At 61.4% G+C, this 17,939-nt stretch carries 19 protein-coding genes; 8 read left to right on the top strand and 11 right to left on the bottom strand.

Annotated elements, in window-relative coordinates; translation table 11 throughout:
* Nucleotides 1–72 precede the first annotated feature (72 nt).
* Together AC07VV_RS05125 and AC07VV_RS05120 are read left to right on the top strand one after the other, a co-directional pair.
* Entirely contained in the window at nucleotides 73–774 is a 702-nt protein-coding gene (locus tag AC07VV_RS05125) for a response regulator (RefSeq protein ID WP_007960391.1), read from the top strand.
* A gap of 4 nt (nucleotides 775–778) precedes the next feature.
* Nucleotides 779–2,083, top strand: coding sequence for an ATP-binding protein (locus tag AC07VV_RS05120; protein ID WP_495035531.1), 1,305 nt, complete (start codon nucleotides 779–781; stop codon nucleotides 2,081–2,083).
* 119 nt (nucleotides 2,084–2,202) lie between these two features.
* On the opposite strand, the gene pncA is transcribed toward AC07VV_RS05120, so the two are convergent.
* From pncA to AC07VV_RS05100, 4 genes are all read right to left on the bottom strand, one after another.
* On the bottom strand, nucleotides 2,203–2,829 hold the full coding sequence (pncA, locus tag AC07VV_RS05115) for a bifunctional nicotinamidase/pyrazinamidase (RefSeq protein WP_495035530.1): 627 nt from the start codon (nucleotides 2,827–2,829) through the stop codon (nucleotides 2,203–2,205).
* Between the two features lie 51 nt (nucleotides 2,830–2,880).
* The gene (locus AC07VV_RS05110) at nucleotides 2,881–3,639 is read right to left on the bottom strand and encodes an anti-sigma factor family protein (RefSeq protein WP_495035529.1); all 759 of its coding nucleotides are present in this window, start codon (nucleotides 3,637–3,639) and stop codon (nucleotides 2,881–2,883) included.
* On the bottom strand, nucleotides 3,636–4,121 hold the full coding sequence (locus AC07VV_RS05105) for an RNA polymerase sigma factor (protein WP_141401792.1): 486 nt from the start codon (nucleotides 4,119–4,121) through the stop codon (nucleotides 3,636–3,638). The genes AC07VV_RS05110 and AC07VV_RS05105 overlap by 4 nt, the downstream gene beginning before the upstream one ends.
* A 62-nt stretch (nucleotides 4,122–4,183) precedes the next feature.
* Nucleotides 4,184–4,717 carry a tetratricopeptide repeat protein gene (locus tag AC07VV_RS05100; protein WP_096821494.1) on the bottom strand — a complete coding sequence of 178 codons (534 nt, stop codon included), beginning with the start codon at nucleotides 4,715–4,717 and terminating at the stop codon, nucleotides 4,184–4,186.
* Between the two features lie 157 nt (nucleotides 4,718–4,874).
* On the opposite strand from AC07VV_RS05100, the gene AC07VV_RS05095 reads away from it, so the two are divergent.
* From AC07VV_RS05095 to nudC, 3 genes are all read left to right on the top strand, one after another.
* The gene (locus AC07VV_RS05095; protein WP_495035528.1) at nucleotides 4,875–5,648 is read left to right on the top strand and encodes a class I SAM-dependent methyltransferase; all 774 of its coding nucleotides are present in this window, start codon (nucleotides 4,875–4,877) and stop codon (nucleotides 5,646–5,648) included.
* Between the two features lie 82 nt (nucleotides 5,649–5,730).
* On the top strand, nucleotides 5,731–6,543 hold the full coding sequence (locus tag AC07VV_RS05090; protein ID WP_495035527.1) for a crotonase/enoyl-CoA hydratase family protein: 813 nt from the start codon (nucleotides 5,731–5,733) through the stop codon (nucleotides 6,541–6,543).
* A 6-nt stretch (nucleotides 6,544–6,549) separates the two neighbouring features.
* Complete coding sequence (nudC, locus tag AC07VV_RS05085) at nucleotides 6,550–7,380, top strand: NAD(+) diphosphatase (RefSeq protein WP_493071047.1); 831 nt, start codon at nucleotides 6,550–6,552, stop codon at nucleotides 7,378–7,380.
* Here nudC and AC07VV_RS05080 read toward each other — a convergent pair.
* Complete coding sequence (locus AC07VV_RS05080; RefSeq protein ID WP_027611974.1) at nucleotides 7,348–8,127, bottom strand: TSUP family transporter; 780 nt, start codon at nucleotides 8,125–8,127, stop codon at nucleotides 7,348–7,350. The two genes, nudC and AC07VV_RS05080, sit on opposite strands and share 33 nt — an antisense overlap.
* Before the next feature lie 256 nt (nucleotides 8,128–8,383).
* Here AC07VV_RS05080 and sfnG point away from each other — a divergent pair, with 256 nt between their 5' ends.
* Nucleotides 8,384–9,478 (top strand): dimethylsulfone monooxygenase SfnG, encoded by a 1,095-nt coding sequence (sfnG, locus tag AC07VV_RS05075; protein ID WP_495035526.1) that lies wholly within the window; start codon nucleotides 8,384–8,386, stop codon nucleotides 9,476–9,478.
* A 42-nt stretch (nucleotides 9,479–9,520) separates the two neighbouring features.
* Here sfnG and AC07VV_RS05070 read toward each other — a convergent pair whose 3' ends face one another.
* Nucleotides 9,521–10,000 carry a nuclear transport factor 2 family protein gene (locus tag AC07VV_RS05070; RefSeq protein WP_096821490.1) on the bottom strand — a complete coding sequence of 160 codons (480 nt, stop codon included), beginning with the start codon at nucleotides 9,998–10,000 and terminating at the stop codon, nucleotides 9,521–9,523.
* A 52-nt stretch (nucleotides 10,001–10,052) separates the two neighbouring features.
* Nucleotides 10,053–10,619 carry a TetR/AcrR family transcriptional regulator gene (locus tag AC07VV_RS05065; protein WP_192558074.1) on the bottom strand — a complete coding sequence of 189 codons (567 nt, stop codon included), beginning with the start codon at nucleotides 10,617–10,619 and terminating at the stop codon, nucleotides 10,053–10,055.
* Nucleotides 10,620–10,856: 237 nt separating this feature from the next.
* On the opposite strand from AC07VV_RS05065, the gene pssA reads away from it, so the two are divergent.
* Nucleotides 10,857–12,200 carry a CDP-diacylglycerol--serine O-phosphatidyltransferase gene (gene pssA, locus AC07VV_RS05060; RefSeq protein WP_495035525.1) on the top strand — a complete coding sequence of 448 codons (1,344 nt, stop codon included), beginning with the start codon at nucleotides 10,857–10,859 and terminating at the stop codon, nucleotides 12,198–12,200.
* 63 nt (nucleotides 12,201–12,263) lie between these two features.
* Here pssA and efeO (AC07VV_RS05055) read toward each other — a convergent pair whose 3' ends face one another.
* The 4 genes from efeO (AC07VV_RS05055) to efeU are packed head-to-tail and all read right to left on the bottom strand — an operon-like array spanning nucleotide 12,264 to nucleotide 16,482.
* Nucleotides 12,264–13,088 (bottom strand): iron uptake system protein EfeO, encoded by an 825-nt coding sequence (gene efeO, locus AC07VV_RS05055; protein WP_096821487.1) that lies wholly within the window; start codon nucleotides 13,086–13,088, stop codon nucleotides 12,264–12,266.
* Nucleotides 13,089–13,109: 21 nt separating this feature from the next.
* A complete protein-coding gene (gene efeB, locus AC07VV_RS05050) occupies nucleotides 13,110–14,408 on the bottom strand; it encodes an iron uptake transporter deferrochelatase/peroxidase subunit (RefSeq protein WP_495035524.1) in 1,299 nt (432 codons plus the stop codon).
* Between the two features lie 17 nt (nucleotides 14,409–14,425).
* Complete coding sequence (gene efeO / locus AC07VV_RS05045; protein ID WP_495035523.1) at nucleotides 14,426–15,625, bottom strand: iron uptake system protein EfeO; 1,200 nt, start codon at nucleotides 15,623–15,625, stop codon at nucleotides 14,426–14,428.
* 8 nt (nucleotides 15,626–15,633) lie between these two features.
* On the bottom strand, nucleotides 15,634–16,482 hold the full coding sequence (gene efeU / locus AC07VV_RS05040) for an iron uptake transporter permease EfeU (protein WP_495035522.1): 849 nt from the start codon (nucleotides 16,480–16,482) through the stop codon (nucleotides 15,634–15,636).
* A 219-nt stretch (nucleotides 16,483–16,701) separates the two neighbouring features.
* On the opposite strand from efeU, the gene AC07VV_RS05035 reads away from it, so the two are divergent.
* Nucleotides 16,702–17,718 (top strand): AraC family transcriptional regulator, encoded by a 1,017-nt coding sequence (locus AC07VV_RS05035; protein ID WP_495035521.1) that lies wholly within the window; start codon nucleotides 16,702–16,704, stop codon nucleotides 17,716–17,718.
* The last annotated feature ends 221 nt before the right edge of the window (nucleotides 17,719–17,939 follow it).

The following is a 17,939-nucleotide window of genomic DNA, read 5'->3' as shown; positions in this document are numbered from 1 at the left end:
GGGCGTATATCCTTTACGCCTTGAAATTTATTGCGACATGACCGTCGCCATCGCTCGCTCTGGATCACCTCAATGCCCAACATCCTCCTGGTCGAAGACGACACCGCCCTCGCCGAACTGATTTCCAGCTACCTGGAACGCAACGGTTACTCCGTCAGCGTGATCGGTCGTGGCGACCATGTGCGCGAACGGGCGCGGCTCAATCCGCCGGATCTGGTGATTCTCGATCTGATGCTGCCGGGCCTCGACGGTTTGCAGGTCTGTCGATTGCTGCGCGCCGACTCGGCAACGCTGCCGATCCTGATGCTCACGGCCCGCGATGACAGCCACGATCAGGTGCTGGGCCTGGAAATGGGCGCCGACGATTACGTCACCAAGCCCTGCGAGCCGCGAGTTCTGCTGGCGCGAGTGCGCACCTTGTTGCGCCGCAGCAGCCTCGGCGAGCCGATGACCGCCAACGACCGCATCCTGATGGGCAACCTGTGCATCGACCTGTCGGAGCGCACCGTGACCTGGCGCGAGCAACCGGTCGAGCTGTCCAGTGGCGAATACAACCTGCTGGTGGTGCTGGCCCGTCATGCCGGTGAAGTGCTGAGCCGCGACCAGATCCTGCAACGCCTGCGCGGCATAGAGTTCAACGGCACCGACCGCTCGGTGGACGTGGCGATTTCCAAGCTGCGACGCAAGTTCGACGACCACGCGGGCGAAGCGCGCAAGATCAAGACCGTGTGGGGCAAGGGTTATCTGTTCAGCCGTTCCGAGTGGGAATGCTGAGTCGATGTTCAGAATCCTGTTTCGCCTCTATCTGGTGACGATCGTTTCCTACAGCGCGGCAATCTATCTGGTGCCGGATCTGGTGGTGATGGCGTTCAGGGATCGGTTCGTCACCTACAACCTCGATTATTCCCGTGGCTTGCAATCGCTGATCACCAAGCAGTTTCGCGCCGTGCCGCAGGATCAATGGCCGGCGGTCGCCGCCTCGATGGACAAGGATTTCCAGCCGCTGCACATCGTCCTCGCCCGCATCGATGACGCCAATTTCACCCCGATCGAACAGGAACGCCTGCGTCGCGGAGAAAACGTGGTGCGCATCGGCGACTGGGGCTGGCGCACGCTGGCGGTGACGCCGTTGAACGACCAGGTCGCCGTGCAAATGGTGGTGCCGCCGGACCCGATGGACGTGAATTTGCTGTACTGGAGCATCAACGTCCTGATCGGTGCGAGCCTGCTGGCGTGTCTGTTGCTGTGGCTGCGGCCGCACTGGCGCGACCTGGAACGCCTCAAAGGTACCGCCGAACGCTTCGGTAAAGGCCACTTGAGCGAACGTACGCAAATCGGCTCGAGTTCGAACATCGGCAGCCTGGCCACGGTGTTCGACACCATGGCCGGCGACATCGAAAACCTGCTCAACCAGCAGCGTGACTTGCTCAATGCGGTGTCCCACGAACTGCGCACGCCGCTGACCCGCCTGGACTTCGGCCTCGCGCTGGCGCTGTCCGATGACCTGCCGCAAGCCAGCCGCGAACGTCTGCAAGGACTGGTCGCGCACATTCGTGAGCTCGATGAACTGGTGCTGGAGTTGCTGTCCTACAGTCGCCTGCAAAACCCGGCGCGTCTGCCGGAGCAGGTCGAAGTGGCACTGGACGAGTTCATCGACAGTATTCTGGGCAGCGTCGACGAAGAGCTGGAGTCCCCGGAAATCGTCATCGATGTATTGCTGCACAACCAACTGGAACGCTTCTCCCTCGACCCGCGCCTGACCGCCCGCGCGATTCAGAACCTGCTGCGCAACGCCATGCGTTACTGCGAAAAACGCATTCAGATCGGTGTGCAGGTCTGCCCGAAGGGCTGTGAGATCTGGGTGGATGACGATGGTATCGGCATTCCGGAAGATGAGCGGGAGCGGATTTTCGAACCGTTCTATCGACTGGACCGCAGCCGGGATCGAGCCACTGGCGGATTTGGCCTGGGGCTGGCGATCAGCCGTCGGGCGCTGGAAGCGCAGGGCGGGACATTGACGGTGGAAGGTTCGCCGTTGGGCGGAGCGCGGTTCAGGCTTTGGTTGCCGACCCCGACTTCATGATCGTTCCCACGCTCCGCGTGGGAATGCATACCGTGACGCTCCGCGTCACAGTGGACGCAGAGCGTCCATGGCGGCATTCCCACGCAGAGCGTGGGAACGATCAGTGCTCTGGGTGGAAATTAGAGGATCTCAGTGGACTGAATCAACCCGACCCCGGCCACTTGCATCCGCTCGATCGCCGTCGCCAGCGAGCCATTCAAATCAATCGCCCGACACGCGTCCAGCACCACAAACGTATTGAACCCCGCCGCCCGCGCATCCAGCGCGGAGAACATCACGCAGAAATCCAGCGCCAGGCCGACCATGTACACCGTGTCGACACCGCGTTCCTTCAGATAACTCGCCAGTCCTGTGGTGGTGGCACGGTCCGCTTCCAGAAACGCCGAATAACTGTCGATGTCCGGATTGCAGCCCTTGCGGATGATCAGCTGCGCGTGGGGCAGGTTGAGACCCGAGTGAAACTCGGCACCGTGTGTGCCCTGAATGCAGTGATCCGGCCAGAGGGTCTGTTCGCCGTACGGCAGTTGAATCACGTCGTAGGGCTGGCGGCCGGGATGGCTGGAGGCAAACGAGGCGTGGCCCGCCGGGTGCCAGTCCTGGGCAATGACCACGTGCTTGAACTGCTCGGCGAGACGGTTGATCAGCAAGACGATCTGGTCACCCTCGGGCACGGCCAGTTGGCCGCCGGGAGTGAAGTCGTTCTGTACGTCGATGACCAGCAATGCAGTACGCGTAGAAATCGGCATGTAAGGGTTCCTCCCTGGATAATCACTCGCCAAGCATAGTGACAGGCTGGCTCATGTGCTCAGCCGCTCTTTAAACATTTTTGCCAGACCTTCCAGCTCGGTGGCCGGGTTATGCCCGATCAGCATCCACGCGTGTTCGCGTTCGGTCCAGTACACCACGTTCATCCCTTGCCGGCGTTCATGGGCCAGCGGCTGGCTGCCGCTGTTGGAACGCGTGACGCACAGTGCCAGCGGGCCATGGGTGGCGTCGAGCCAGGTCATCTGGGCAATCGGCACGCCGTCGTACTCAAGCAGTTGCGCGCGCTTGAACTGCGCACTGGGCAGTTTCAGTTTCGCCGGCGACAGGCTCAGGCCCAGCCGCGCGTCGACGGTTCGCAACTGTGCCAGCTCGGAGGCTTCGTCGGTGGCCAGATGTTCAAGGGTCTGCGGCACATACAGGGCCATGTAATCGCCCACCAGCTCGCGCCAGTTGTGCGATTGCTGCGCTTGCCAGCCGAGGAACAACCGATCCGCCGCGACACCCGCGAGCACCATGCCCGCTGCCGCCGCGCCGATAAACCAGCGCCGGCTGAAACCCGGCCGTTGCGGGGAGGGCGCAGCGTCCAGTCGGGCTTGCAGGCGATCAAGCGGTGCCTGTCGGGCCAGTTCATCGTAGGCGTCGCGATAGGGCAGGTTGCTGCGGCTCAGCCACTGCACCCGAAGATTAAGCAGCGGATCGTCGGCGATGAGGCTGTCGAGCTGGCTGCGTTGTTCGCGGTCCAGTTCATCGTCCAGATACGCCACCAGTTGCTCGTCCGAAGGCGTATTCATTGCCGGTCTCCTGCGGGGGTGTTCGGTACCGCTTGCAGCGGTGGGTATTCGGCCAGTTTCAGGCGTGCGGTGGCGAGGCGACTCATGACCGTGCCGATCGGCACTTGCAGGATCTCGGCGACTTCGCGATAGGACAGGCCTTCGACGTAGGCCAGGTACACCGTTTCGCGCTGGGTTTCAGGCAGCGCATCGACGCGACGGATCACCTGCGCCGCCATCACGTGAGTCTGCGCAGCGTATTCGCCGTCGAACGTCAGCTGGCTGTCGGCGTCCACCACACCCTGGCCCTGGCGCACCCGGCGGGCGCGCACTTCGTTGAGCCAGATCGAATGCAGAATGCTCAACAGCCAGCGATCCATGCGCGTGCCGGCCACGTACTGGCCTGAACGCTCAAGCGCCCGCACGCAAGTGGCTTGCACCAGATCCTCGGCCACGTGCCGATTGCGCGACAGCAGCAAGCCGTAGCGCCACAAGCGCGCCAGGTGTTGTCCGAGTTCGTCTCTGAATGCCTGATCGCTGAAAATGATCGCCTCCGCGTGTCGTGTCAGGTTTTCGATGAATCGTTGATGGCTTCGGCCAGGTCCCGGTATTCCTCGCAGGTTGTGCCGCAAATCTTCTGGATATGCTGCAACTGTTCCTGCGCGAGATCGACGCGACCCTTGATGACATAAGCCTCGCCCAGGTATTCGCGAACTTGCGCGTACTGCGGATCAAGCTTGACCGATTGCAGGTAATAACCGATGCCTTCGTCGGTGCGCCCCAGTTTGCGCGTGGCATAGCCGCGATAGTTGAGCGCCTTGGCGGTGTTCGGCTGTTTCAGGGTGTCGAGCAAGGCGAGGGCTTCTTCATAGCGACCGTCCTTGGCCAGACGATAGGCGTAGTCGGTGCGGTCGGCGTCTGGCACCAGGCTGCTGGTCTGCCTGACGCATTTCTGCGTCTTGCTGTCGAGCACCTGGCCTTTCGGGCAGTTGGGTTTCTGTACCGGCTCGTCTTCATCGCCGTGGGCCAGGGCCAATGGGCTGGACAACATCGCGGCCATCAGCAACGGGGCGGCGAACATAACGGAACGGAAGGTCATGGGCAAGGCTCCATAGTGGGTCATGTCTGATGTTGAACACCGCAAGGTGAAGTTTTATTCATTGCTTTGTCAGGTGCCATTCAAGGAAAGCGCAAATCCGGGCGCTATGCTCCTGACGTCTGTCGTCGATCCGCCGTTCCACATTGGGAGTCGCGCCATGAAAGATCAGGTTCACCACTCGGCTGCCGCCGGTTACAAGACCGCGGCCGACACGTACATCAAAGGCCGGCCGGACTATCCGCCGGCGGTCACCGAATGGCTGACGACAACACTGGACCTGGATGGCCACAAGACTGTTATCGACCTCGGCGCCGGCACCGGCAAGTTCACCGGACGGCTGGTGGCGACCGGTGCTCAGGTGATTGCCGTGGAGCCGGTGGCGCAGATGCTGGAAAAACTGTCTGCCAACTGGCCGGACGTGCTGGCCGTCAGCGCCATGGCGACCGATCTGCCATTACCCGACGCCTCGGTGGATGCCGTGGTCTGCGCCCAGGCCTTTCACTGGTTCGCCAGCACCGAGGCGCTGGACGAAATCGCCCGAGTGCTCAAGCCCGGCGGCAAGCTTGGGCTGATCTGGAACCTGCGCGACACCAAGGTCGGCTGGGTACCGAAGCTCGACGCCATCGTCAACGCTCAGGAAGGCGACACGCCACGCTATTACACCGGTGCCTGGCGCAAGGTGTTCCCGCACCCGGCGTTCGGGCCGTTGCAGGCCCAGCATTTTCACCATGGCCATACCGGCTCGCCGGAAGATGTGATTTTCAACCGGGTGCGTTCCACCAGTTTCATCGCGGCGCTGCCGGATGCAGAACGAGCCCGGATCGATGAGCAGCTGCGTGCGTTGGTCGCGTCCGATCCCGAGCTGCGGGGCAGGGATGTGATGACCGTGCCTTACGAGACTGCCGCGTTCGCGGCGGTGAAGGGCGGCTAGAGTCCTGCATTTGGCCGAACCGCCGTTCTGAGGCCTTGATATAGTTCAGGCCTCATTTTCAGACCGGTAAAGGATTTCTGCCATGACTCAATACACCGCCTTCAGCGTCGAACTGGCCGACAACATTGCCCATGTGCAGATCAACCGTCCGGAAAAGATCAACTCGATGAACGCCGCGTTCTGGAGCGAAATCGTCGAGGTGTTCCATTGGATCGACGACACCGACGAAGTGCGGGTGGTGGTGCTCAGCGGTGCCGGCAAACACTTTTCCTCGGGCATCGACCTGATGATGCTGGCCGGCGTGGCCAATGAGCTGGGCAAGGACGTCGGCCGCAACGCGCGCCTGCTGCGCAAAAAGATCCTGACCCTGCAAGCCTCGTTCAATGCCGTCGACAATTGCCGCAAACCGGTGCTCGCGGCGATTCAGGGTTATTGCCTGGGCGGCGCCATCGATCTGATAGCGGCATGCGACATGCGTTACGCCGCCGAAGACGCACAATTCTCCATTAAAGAAATCGATATCGGCATGGCAGCCGACGTCGGCACCCTGCAACGGTTGCCACGGATCATCGGTGACGGCATGCTGCGGGAGCTGGCTTACACCGGTCGTACCTTTGGCGCCGAAGAGGCCCGCAGCATCGGGCTGGTCAATCGCGTCTACAGCGACAAGGACAGCCTGATCGAAGGCGTGATGGACATTGCCCGGGACATCGCCGGCAAGTCGCCGATCGCGGTCACCGGCACCAAGGAAATGATCAGCTACATGCGCGACCACCGTATCGACGATGGTCTGGAGTACGTTGCCACCTGGAACGCCGCCATGTTGCAATCCACCGACTTGCGCGTGGCCATGGCCGCCCATATGAGCAAACAGAAACCCGAATTTCTGGATTGAGAAACCATGACATCTCGCTGGACCACCGCAGTACTGGACACCGATCAACCTGGCGGCTGGGCCGTCGCGCGCAGCCCCGAGGGTTTTCTGTTCGATGACAACGGCGTGCTGTTCCCACGGGAATGGCTCAAGCGCCAGGACTTGTCGATTCTCGCCGAGCATGGCATCGGCCATCTCGATGGCGAGCCGGTCTACCTGCTGGAACTGCGCAGCGCCAGCGAGGTGCCGGGCTGCAACTGGAAAGGCTTGCGGGCGTTCATGCTCGACGGCGATCACACGATCTACAAAGTGTTGGGTTATGCGGCGCAGATCGGGACGTGGGCCCGTGAACACCGTTTCTGCGGCAATTGCGGTCAGGCCATGACTCAAGTGCCACGGGAGCGGGCGATGTATTGCCAGCCGTGCGACCTGCGCAGTTATCCGCGGATTTCGCCGAGCATGATCGTGCTGGTGACTCGTGGCGATGAAGTGCTGCTGGCGCGTTCGCCGCGTTTCGTCACCGGGGTCTACAGCACGCTGGCGGGGTTTGCGGAGCCGGGGGAGTCGGCCGAGGATTGCCTGATCCGCGAAGTGCGCGAAGAAGTCAGCATCGAAGTGAAGAACATCCAGTACCTGGGCAGCCAGTGCTGGCCGTTCCCGCACTCGATGATGCTGGGGTTCCATGCCGAATATGCCGGTGGCGAGATTGTCTGTCAGGAGGACGAGATCGAAGACGCCCAGTGGTTCAACGTGCACGATCTGCCGCCGTTGCCGGCGTCCAAATCGATTGCCCGTTACCTGATCGACGTCTACGTGGCGCGGCGCTTAGGCCACGCTGAACCAGTGCTGCCAGGCTAGACGCACGGTCAACCCCAGCACCACGGTGATGAACACCGGACGAATGAACTTGGCGCCGCCGCTGATCGCGGTGCGCGCCCCGAAGAACGCGCCGACCATCACCGACAGGCCCATGCTCAGGCCGATGATCCAGTCCACCTGCCCGGAAAACACGAACACCGACAGCGCCGCAATGTTGCTGACGAAGTTCATGCTGCGCGCCACACCGCTGGCCTTGACCAGATCGATCGGGTACAGCAGCAGGCTGCTGACGGTCCAGAAGGCACCCGTACCCGGCCCGGCCACGCCGTCATAGAAACCGAGGCTGAAGCCCTGGGTCGATTGCCACTTCTTCTTGATCGGTGCATCGCTGTCCAGCGGTGCTTTCGGCGTGCCGCCAAACAACAGGTACAGGCCGCAGGCGAAGACGATCACCGGCAACATCTTGTTCAGCCACTCGGCTGGCAGATAGTGGGCGACGATGGCGCCGGTCAGCGCGCCGACCAGCGTGCCGACGATGGCGTGCATCCACTGCCTCGGGTGAAACAGCTTGCGTCGGTAGAAGGTGAAACTGGCGGTGGCCGAGCCGAAGGTCGAACTCAGTTTGTTGGTGCCCAGCACCAGATGCGGCGGCAGACCGGCGGTGAGCAGCGCCGGCGTGGTCAACAGACCGCCACCGCCGGCGATGGCGTCGATGAATCCGGCAATGAAAGCGACAAGGGCCAGAACGGCCAGGGTAGTGAGGTCAACGCTGAGTTCGAAAGGCATGGAATCGGCTTATTCGGCAGGTTGCAGAGCTGGGCTGCGGGGAGGGCAGTCATGTTACTCATTTCCAAGTGTTGCGGCGACCCATAAGGCCCGGGCACCGACTGTTCAACTGTTGCCCAGCCAACACGCACACAACAAATCACCCTCCCGTCATGCATCCCGATCACCTGAAGCCTCAATAAAACCGGGCTATCGAGGCTGGCACGCTTGCTGCTCTACCTCTCTCACCTTCATCAACTGTCCCGAGGACACGCCAATGAGTCAGCAAGCCGTGAAATTTGCCTACTGGGTGCCGAACGTCAGCGGTGGGCTGGTGGTCAGCAAGATCGAACAACGTACCGACTGGGGCATCGACTACAACCGCAAGTTGGCGCAACTGGCCGAGGCGGCGGGTTTCGAATACGCCCTGACTCAGATTCGCTTCACCGCAGGCTACGGCGCCGAGTTCCAGCATGAATCGGTGGCGTTCAGCCACGCGCTGCTCGCCGCTACCAGCAAGCTCAAAGTCATCGCCGCCATTCTGCCCGGCCCGTGGCAACCGGCGCTGGCGGCCAAACAGTTGGCGACCATCGATCAACTCACTAACGGCCGGATCGCGGTGAACATCGTCAGCGGCTGGTTCAAGGGCGAGTTCCAGGCCATTGGCGAGCACTGGCTGGAGCACGACGAGCGCTATCGTCGCTCGGAAGAGTTCATCCGTTCATTGCGAGGGATCTGGAGTCAGGACAACTTCACCTTCCGTGGCGATTTCTATCGCTTCGACAACTACAGCCTCAAACCGAAACCGCTGGGCCGCCCGGAAATCTTTCAGGGTGGTAGCTCCCGTGCGGCGCGGGACATGGCGGCACGGGTGTCGGACTGGTATTTCACCAACGGCAACAGCGTTGAAGGCATCAAGGCCCAGGTCGACGATATTCGTGCCAAAGCGGCGGCGAACCATCATTCAGTCAAAATCGGGGTGAATGCGTTTGTCATTGCCCGGGATACCGAAGAGGAAGCCAAAGCTGTGTTGGCACAGATCATCGATCAGGCTGATCCGGAAGCGGTGAATGCCTTTGGTGATGCGGCGAAACAGGCGGGCAGGGCGTCGCCGGAGGGCGAGGGCAACTGGTCCAAATCGACCTTTGAAGATCTGGTGCAGTACAACGACGGCTTCAAAACCAATCTGATTGGTACGCCGCAGCAGATTGCCGAGCGCATCGTGGCGTTGAAAGCGGTGGGTGTGGATCTGGTGTTGGCGGGGTTCCTGCACTTTCAGGAAGAGGTGGAGTATTTCGGTCAGCGGGTGTTGCCGCTGGTGCGGGAACTGGAAGCCAAAGCGCAATCGGCCCGGACTGCCGAAGTCGCCTGAAAATCCCTCCTGCACACTGTGCAGGAGGGATCGGAGGCTGAATTACAGACCCAGCTCGGACAGCCCCGGATGATCATCCGGGCGCCGGCCCAGCGGCCAGTGGAACTTGCGTTCGCTTTCCTTGATCGGCATGTCGTTGATGCAGGCGTAACGCTGGAACATCAGGCCGTGCTCGTCGAACTCCCAGTTTTCGTTGCCGTAGGAACGGAACCAGTTGCCCGAGTCGTCGTGCCATTCGTAGGCGTAGCGCACGGCGATGCGGGTGTCGGAATACGCCCAGAGTTCCTTGATGAGGCGGTAATCCAGCTCCTTGGCCCATTTGCGGGTCAGGAAGCCTTTTGCTTCTTCGCGGTTGTTGGCGAATTCGGCGCGGTTGCGCCACTTTGTGTCGAGGGTATAAGCCAGCGATACGCGGTGCGGGTCGCGGGAATTCCAGCCATCTTCGGCCAGGCGAACTTTTTCAATGGCCGATTCACGGTTGAAGGGTGGCAATGGCGGACGCACTTCGGCTGCAGTAGACATGTTTGTCTCCCGATCAAATTAACGATTGAACAACTTGTCGCTTATTGAGGCTTTACAGGTCCAATAACTTTCGCGCCATGCATTGCGCATTATCGGCGGCACTGTGATCACCCATCACAAGCGCTACGGTAATGGCGCCGTCAATCAGGATCAGCAACTGTTTGGCCAGCAGTTGCGGGTCCTCGGCACCATGTTCGGTACACAGCTCGCACACGTAGTCGAGCAGCTTCTGTTTGTGGTCTTTGGCGACCTGGCGCACCGGGTCCTGCGGATCGCCGGTTTCGCCACTGGTATTGATGAAGGCGCAGCCCCGGAAGCCTTCCGAGGCGAACCAGCCCTTGAGCACGGTAAACAGGTTGAGCAGGCGATCGGCCGGGGTTTCGGCCTGATCGACGGCGCTTCTGTACCAGTGCATCCAGCGCACGTCGCGGCGTTGCAGGGCGGCGACGGTCAGCTCCTCCTTGTTGGCGAAGTAGCGGTAGATACTCTTTCTGGAGACACCGGCGGTTTTCACCAGAAGATCCATTCCAGTGGCGGCGATGCCACTTTTGTAGATCAACTTTTCGGTGACATCCAGAATGATGTCGCGGGTCGTGTCGTTGCTGGTGATTTCGTTCATGTGGCGAACAGTAGAACGATCGTTCTCCTTGGTCAAATGTTTTTTATTTATCGTTCCCACGCTCTGCGTGGGAATGCCTCAAGGGACGCTCCGCGTTCCAGCTCTGGAAGGGACGCGGAGCGTCCCGGGCTGCATTCCCACGCAGAGCGTGGGAACGATCAACAGACAGTAACAAGACCCGAAGGAGTTGATGGTGTAAGCTCTCGGGTTCTTCGGATTCGACCCATTGCGAGCCCTATGCCGTTGCTTTTCAAACGCTCTCTGCTGCCCAAACTACGCAGCTTTCCGCTGACCGCCGAGGCCGTGACCATTCTGTCCGGCGCCGCCGAGTTCCGTCGTTGCCTGCTGGAGAAAATCGCCCAGGCGACCCAGCGCATCTACCTCGTCGCGCTCTATCTGCAAAATGACGAAGCCGGTCAGGAAATCCTCGATGCCTTGCACGCCGCCAAACTCAAGCGTCCCGAGCTTGAAATCGTTGTGGTCGTCGACTGGCTGCGCGCCCAGCGCGGCTTGATCGGTGCCGGCAAGCAGCCGGGCAACTCGGCGTGGTATCAGGAAATGACCCGCACCCACCAGAGCGTGGTGCCGGTCTACGGCGTGCCGGTGCAGACCCGCGAGCTGTTCGGCGTGCTGCACCTTAAAGGTTTCGTGATCGACGATTGCGTGGTCTACAGCGGTGCGAGCCTGAACAACGTCTATCTGCACAAGTTCGACAAGTACCGCTTCGACCGTTATCACGTGTTGCAGAGCCGTGAACTGGCGGACTCGATGCACCATCTGGTCAAGCACGGCCTGATCGAATCGAAAGCGGTGCATCGCCTCGACCTGCCGAACCTGCCGACCACCCGCAGCCTGCGTAACGACATCGGCGACCTGCGCAGCCGCCTCAAATATGCGGCATACGACACCAGCGCCGGCAGCACGGCGCACACTGGCCTGTCAGTCAGCCCGTTGCTCGGCGTAGGCAAAAACAACCCGCTGAACCGGGTGATTCTGGAGCTGATCGCCAGCGCGCAGAAGCAACTGACCATCTGCACGCCGTACTTCAACCTGCCGCTGGGGGTGATCCGCGAGATCAACCGGGCGCTGGCTCGCGGTGTGAAGATCGACATCGTGGTCGGTGACAAGACGGCCAACGACTTCTACATTCCGCCGACTGAGCCGTTCAAGGTGATCGCCGCGCTGCCGTATCTCTACGAGATCAGCCTGCGCCGTTTCGCCAAGCGCCATCAGCGCAACATCGACAGCGGTCAGTTGAACCTGCATCTGTGGCGTGAGGGCGACAACAGCTATCACCTCAAGGGCATGTGGATCGATCAGCGCTACACGCTGCTGACCGGCAACAACCTCAACCCGCGGGCGTTCCGTCTCGATCTGGAAAACGCCTTGCTGATCGACGACCCGAAAGGCGAGTGGCTGGAGCCGCGGAGTCTGGAACTGGAAAACATCTTCGAACACACCCAGCGAATCGCACGATTCCAGGACCTGGAGGCCTTGCCGGATTATCCGAGCGGGGTGGCCAAGTTCCTCAAGCGCGTGAGCCGGGTACGGGTCGAGCGGTTGCTGTACCGGATTCTGTAAGACCGGAAAACGAAAATCCCCCGAACGCAGGACGCGTCCGGGGGATTTTTTTATGCGCCGAACTCAGTTCAGGCCGAGCTTGCCACGCAAGGTCGACAGGTCTTCCGCCAGGGTATTGACCGGGCCGACCAGCGCCTTGCGGTCGTTTTCCTTCACTTTGTCATAGGTCTCGAAGCCGCCGTCCTTGGTCTTGTACTTGGCCAGGATCTTGTCCACGGTGGCAAAGTTCTTGTCGACTTTGGCAACGAAGGCCTTGTCCTGTTTCTCGATCTGCGGACGGAACAGGTCGACGATTTTCTTCGCGCCGTCGATGTTGCCCTGGAAGTCATAGAGGTCGGTGTGGCTGTAACGGTCTTCTTCACCGGAGATCTTGGTGGCAGCGACTTCTTCCAGCAGTGCGGCAGCACCACCGACGACTTTCTCGGGCGGGAAGGTCAGGCCGGCGACGCGGGTCTGCAGGTCCTGGACGTCTTTATCCAGTTTGTCCGCCAGATCGTTCAGACCCTGGGTGCTCTTTTCCGAGAACAGCGAGTACTCGAGGCGATGGAAACCGGTGAAGTCTTCAGCCTTCACGCCTTTTTCGTGGTCGTCGACGCGGGAGTCGATGGACGCATCGAGGTCACTGAACAGCTCGGCAATCGGCTCGATCGACTCGTAGTAGACGCGGGTCGGTGCATAAAGCTTTTGCGCGGTAGCCAGGTCGCCCTTTTTCACGGCATCGGTGAATTGCTTGGTGTGGGTGCCCAGCTGATCCAGTTGTTCGGTGACGTAGATCTTGTAGTCCGAAACCGGCCCGACCAGATCCAGCGGCGCGGTCGCCGCGAACGCCGACAGCGGGGTGTTGAGTAAACCTAGGGTCAGCAATAACGCGATGGGCGTCTTTTTCATGGGGGCGGCTCCTGTTGAATGCTATGCAGTTGTTTTTGGTTGGGTAGCGTTGAGCAGCGAGCGACCGATGAAATCCTTGTCGCCCGTAACACCCGGCAGGGTGAAGAAGTAACCGCCGCCGACCGGCTTGAGGTATTCCTCCAGCGGCTCGCCATTGAGGCGGGTCTGCACGGTGATGAAGCCTTTTTCCAGGTCGGCCTGGTAGCAGATGAACAGCAGGCCCATGTCGAGCTGGCCGTTCTTGTTCACGCCGTTGGAATAGTTGAACGGCCGGCGCAGGATCAGGTTGGCCTGGCTCGCGGCGGTGCGCGGGTTGGCCAGGCGGATGTGTGCGTCGAGCTTGGTCAGCTTGCCTTCCGGGTCCTTGCTGTAGTCCGGGACTTCGGTCTCATGGCTGGCGCCCATCGGCGCACCGGTGGTTTTCACGCGGCCGATGATGCTTTCCTGCTCCTGCAGCGGCGTGCGGTCCCAGCGTTCGACGAAGTTGCGGATGATCCGCACCGCCTGATAACTGCCGTGAACGGCCCAGGCCGGTTCGTCACTGCCCGGTTGCACCCAGACGATGCGATCCATGGCTTTGCCGTCGTTGGAGTCCGGGTTGGCCGAGCCGTCGCGGAAACCCAGGAAGTTACGCGCCGATTGCGCCGGCACGCCGGGTTTGGCCGGGGCTTGTGGCGGCACGCTGCCTTCTTGTTTCCAGCGCACCAGCAGCAGGTCCGGCAGGTTCTTCACGATGTCGCGCAGGGCGTGGATGTTGGTGTCGGCGGTGTTGGAGCAGAACTGCAGGCTCAGGTCGCCGTGGCAGCAATCGGGCTCCAGCGCATCGTTGGGGAAACCGACCATGCGAATCAGGCGCTTGGGTTTGGCGGAGGCGAGGCCGAAACGCTCGTCGAACAGCGACTCGCCCACCGACACGGTGATGGTCAGGTTGTCCGGCGTGACCACCGGGCCGAGGATGCCGGAATCCGGCGGCGGCAATTTCGGATCGATCTGCGCGACAGGGCCGCCCTTCATCAGAAACGCGATGCGCTCGTTGAGGGTGCGGAACAGACGTTCGAGGTCTTTGCGGTCGCTGGCCAGCACATCGAATGACACCAGCATGCCGGACGCCGGACGCGGGGTGACGATGCCGGTCTGGTGCGCACCATGAAAGTCGTGGTGATCCTGGGTCTTGTCGCTGCTCGGCGCTTCGGTGACTTGCGCAGGCGCTGCGGCCATCGCCGGGCAGCTCAGGGCGGTACCGGCCAGTGCGACACCGGCGGCGCCCATGCCCATCAATACGCGGCGACGTTGCAGGTTGAAGTGTTCGGAATCGTTCATCGGTATTCGTCTTCTACTTACAGGCCGGAGAGGCCGAGGGCGGGATCAATGGCGTCGAGGGCGTCGGCCAGAGCCTTGGCCTTGTCGGCGATCTGCTTGCGTTGCTCACCGTTGACGGTGTCGTAACTCGCGTAGCCATCCTTGACCTTGAAGCCGTTCAGCGTGGTATCGAAATCAGTCAGCGCACTGTCGATTTTCGGCAGCAGGTCGGCGGCGGATTTGCTCAGCATCGGGCGCAACAGTTCGACGACTTTGTGCGCCGTCTCCAGATTGGCCGCGAAGCCGTTGAGGTCGCCGTGGCTGTAGCGTTCCTCTTCGCCGCTGGCGGCGCGCACGTCGGCCAGTGTGTTGAGGTTGCGCACGAGGATTTCCACCAGTTGCTCTGGCGGCAGCGATTGGGCCAGCAACTGTTGTTTCAGCGTGGTGACGTCGCCCAACAGGCGCTCGGCAACCGGCGACAGACCGTCGAGGCTGCGTTGCTGGAACAGCGCGTACTCGATGCGATGGAAGCCGACGAAGGCCGGATCCTGCTCGCGTTTCTCGAAGTAATCGGCGCGGGCATTGATGCTGTTGTCCAGCTCGGCCAGGCGTTGTGCGGCCGGGGCCAGACGTTGATACGCCGCGCGGGCCGGCAGGTACGCGGCTTGAGCCTGGGCCAGATCGCCGCTGGTGATCGCCTGATTGAGTGCGGTGACAGCTCTGATCAGCGCGCTGCCCTGAGTGGCCAGATACACGCGGAACTCCGACAGCGGCCCGACGAAAGCGACCATCGACGGCTTGGCCTTGGCGGCGGCATCCGAGGCAGCGGTCGGCGTGACATGCAGCACGCCGCGCGGGTTGCTCAGTAGGCCGCAGGTGATGGCGTAGTCGCCAGGTTGCAGGTTGGCGTTGATTACCTGGCTCAGGCCCGGTGCGATGTTCTCGCGTTCTTCGATCACCAGCACGCCGTCGAGGATTTCCCATTCCACCGCCCGGTCGGAGCGGTTGACGATGCGGAAACTGGCGCGGCCAGCGGGCACGCTCAGCTCGTTGGGCTCGCAACTGCCGGGGTGGATGTTGACCACCACTTCGTCATGGTTGTGCTGACGCTTGGCCGCAGCCATTTTCGAGGCGTAGTAGAACAGGCCACCGGCGGCGATCATCACGACCACCGAACCGGCCACCGCCCAGCGCAAGGCGCGGGGAGGGGAGGCCTGAGGAATATTAGGCTTTGACATGGAGGCCCTTATTGGCTGGAAGCGGAATTCGAAGCGGCGGCTTTGGGCGCCGGGGCGGAGGCCGGATAGAAGAACATCACCAGCGCCACCACCAGGTAGATCAGATAGGCACCGAGGGTGCTGACGGTCGGTGCATCCTGATAACCGAACATGCCGGCCAGCACCGAGCCCAGCGGGCCGTCCATCGGCAACGTCGCGCTGAAATCGAAGAGCACGGTTTGCAGGTGATTCCAGACTCCGGCTTCATGCAGTGCCTGCACCGAGTTGGAGAGGATCCCGGCAGCGACCACGAGGATGAACAGCCCGGTCCAGCGGAAGAACGCCGACAGATTCAGGCGCATGCTGCCGCTGTAGATCAGGAAGCCTACGACGATGGCCAGGATCAGGCCGAGCAGGGCACCGATCGGCGCGCCCGGGCCTTCGCTCTGCTGGAACACGGCGAGTAGGAAGAACACCGTTTCCAGCCCTTCCCGGGCGACGGCGAAAAACACCATGGCGATCAGCGCGATGACCTGATGCTTCGAAGAAGTCAGTGCGTGATCGAGAGAGGCTTGCAGCGAATGCTTGATCGAACGTGCCACCTTGCGCATCCAGAACACCATGGAACTGAGAATCCCCACGGCAACGAGGCCGACCACGCCTTCGAACAGTTCCTGCTGTTTCTGCGGGAATTCGGCGCTGACCAGTTCCAGACCGCCACCGACCAGCAACGCCAGCGCAGCAGCGAGAAACACGCCGATCCACACAGCCGGCATCCATTGGCCACGGCCGGTCTGTTGCAGGTAGCTGGCGATAATGCCAACGATCAGCGCGGCTTCAATGCCTTCACGCAGCATGATCAGAAAGGGAACGAGCATTCGGCATCCACTGTGTAACGAAATGAGGTTACAAGTTGTAACATAATGAAAGTCATTCTCACATGTCACTCATTGACATTTACCTGAACGGTAGCTGAACGAGCTTGAAGATCAACCATTCTCAAATACGCAACGACATTTCCGGATTGAGCGAGCCGGGCCAGGGCGGCTGCGTTAAGATGCCTGCCACCCGAACAACAACAGGATTTGCCTCGATCCATGTCGGAAAAAGACACCATCGCCATTCAACTGGTGCGCGAAGCACTGCTGCAAAGTTGTGCCCCGGGCGTGGCCACGGAAGAAGTCTTGAACAAGGTCGGCATCGATCCGGCGCTGCTGGCCACCGATGACGCCCGCGTCCCGGCCAGCCAGTACGCACGGTTGTGGCGACTGCTGGCGCGGCGGGGTGATGACGAGTTCTTTGGCATGGACCCGCGCAAGCTGAAGTCCGGCAGCCTGGAATTCCTCTGCCGCAGCGCGATGGCCCAGCCGAACCTGGCGGCCGGGTTGAGCAGCGGCCTGAATTTCCTGTCGCTGATGCTTGAGCGCATGCCCGCGCAACTGGTGCATCAGCAAAGTCTGGCGGAGATCGTGCTGCTGGAGGACGACCCCGAACCGCGCCGCGCCTTCACCTATTTCACTTACTGGATGATCGTCCACGGTGTGGCGTGCTGGCTGGCGGGGCGGCGAATTCCGATCCTCGCCATCGAACTGCGCTGCCCGGCGCCGGAGTTCTGTGATGATTACCGGGTGATGTTCTCGGAAAACCTGCGCTTCGATCGGCCGCGCACGCGGATGATTTTCGCCGCCGACGTACTGGATCTGCCGATCAAGCGCAGTGCCGAGGAGTTGAAACGTTTCCTCGCCCATGCGCCGGCCAACATTCTGGTGAAGTACCGCGACCCGGAAAGCCTCGCCAGTCGGATCAAACAGGATCTGCGGCAGTTGCCCGCCGAACAGTGGCCGGAAACCGAAGCCCTGGCCCAGCAACTGTGCATGTCGGCCTCGACCCTGCGCCGACGTCTGGCCGAAGAAGGGCAGACCTATCAGGGTTTGAAGGACAGCGTGCGCAAGGAACTGGCGATCATCTGGCTGGCGGAGCCTTCGATCAGTTTTGTCGACATCGCCACACGCCTGGGGTTTGCCGATGCGAGCTCGTTCTACAAGGCGTTTCGCAAGTGGTCGGGGACTAATCCTGGGCATTACCGCAGCCTGATCCTCAACGAAGCGGTCTGACCCGCCCCTGACTCTCGTTCCCACGCTCCGCGTGGGAATGCAGCCCGGGACGCTCCGCGTCCCTTCCAGAGCTGGAACGCGGAGCGTCCCTTGAGGCATTCCCACGCAGAGCGTGGGAACGATCAACGCGGTCGGCGTGGGAGCGATCAAAGTCGGGATTCTTGGCCAAACCAGTCATCCACTTTGAGGGCTTTGACCATTGCCGCAGCCGGCGTGCGGCG

The sequence above is a fragment of the Pseudomonas sp. GW821-FHT02C04 genome (assembly GCF_059421845.1).
The sequence above is the reverse complement of the archived record's forward strand: the minus strand, read 5'-3'. Positions and strand labels throughout refer to the sequence as shown.

Coding starts and splice junctions, on each gene's coding strand:
- AC07VV_RS05125 (WP_007960391.1), top strand. CDS start 73: ATGCCCAACATCCTCCTGGTCGAAGACGACACCGCCCTCGCCGAACTG.
- AC07VV_RS05120 (WP_495035531.1), top strand. CDS start 779: ATGTTCAGAATCCTGTTTCGCCTCTATCTGGTGACGATCGTTTCCTAC.
- pncA (WP_495035530.1), bottom strand. CDS start 2,829: ATGCCGATTTCTACGCGTACTGCATTGCTGGTCATCGACGTACAGAAC.
- AC07VV_RS05110 (WP_495035529.1), bottom strand. CDS start 3,639: ATGAATACGCCTTCGGACGAGCAACTGGTGGCGTATCTGGACGATGAA.
- AC07VV_RS05100 (WP_096821494.1), bottom strand. CDS start 4,717: ATGACCTTCCGTTCCGTTATGTTCGCCGCCCCGTTGCTGATGGCCGCG.
- AC07VV_RS05095 (WP_495035528.1), top strand. CDS start 4,875: ATGAAAGATCAGGTTCACCACTCGGCTGCCGCCGGTTACAAGACCGCG.
- AC07VV_RS05090 (WP_495035527.1), top strand. CDS start 5,731: ATGACTCAATACACCGCCTTCAGCGTCGAACTGGCCGACAACATTGCC.
- nudC (WP_493071047.1), top strand. CDS start 6,550: ATGACATCTCGCTGGACCACCGCAGTACTGGACACCGATCAACCTGGC.
- AC07VV_RS05080 (WP_027611974.1), bottom strand. CDS start 8,127: ATGCCTTTCGAACTCAGCGTTGACCTCACTACCCTGGCCGTTCTGGCC.
- sfnG (WP_495035526.1), top strand. CDS start 8,384: ATGAGTCAGCAAGCCGTGAAATTTGCCTACTGGGTGCCGAACGTCAGC.
- AC07VV_RS05070 (WP_096821490.1), bottom strand. CDS start 10,000: ATGTCTACTGCAGCCGAAGTGCGTCCGCCATTGCCACCCTTCAACCGT.
- AC07VV_RS05065 (WP_192558074.1), bottom strand. CDS start 10,619: ATGAACGAAATCACCAGCAACGACACGACCCGCGACATCATTCTGGAT.
- pssA (WP_495035525.1), top strand. CDS start 10,857: ATGCCGTTGCTTTTCAAACGCTCTCTGCTGCCCAAACTACGCAGCTTT.
- efeO (WP_096821487.1), bottom strand. CDS start 13,088: ATGAAAAAGACGCCCATCGCGTTATTGCTGACCCTAGGTTTACTCAAC.
- efeB (WP_495035524.1), bottom strand. CDS start 14,408: ATGAACGATTCCGAACACTTCAACCTGCAACGTCGCCGCGTATTGATG.
- efeO (WP_495035523.1), bottom strand. CDS start 15,625: ATGTCAAAGCCTAATATTCCTCAGGCCTCCCCTCCCCGCGCCTTGCGC.
- efeU (WP_495035522.1), bottom strand. CDS start 16,482: ATGCTCGTTCCCTTTCTGATCATGCTGCGTGAAGGCATTGAAGCCGCG.
- AC07VV_RS05035 (WP_495035521.1), top strand. CDS start 16,702: ATGTCGGAAAAAGACACCATCGCCATTCAACTGGTGCGCGAAGCACTG.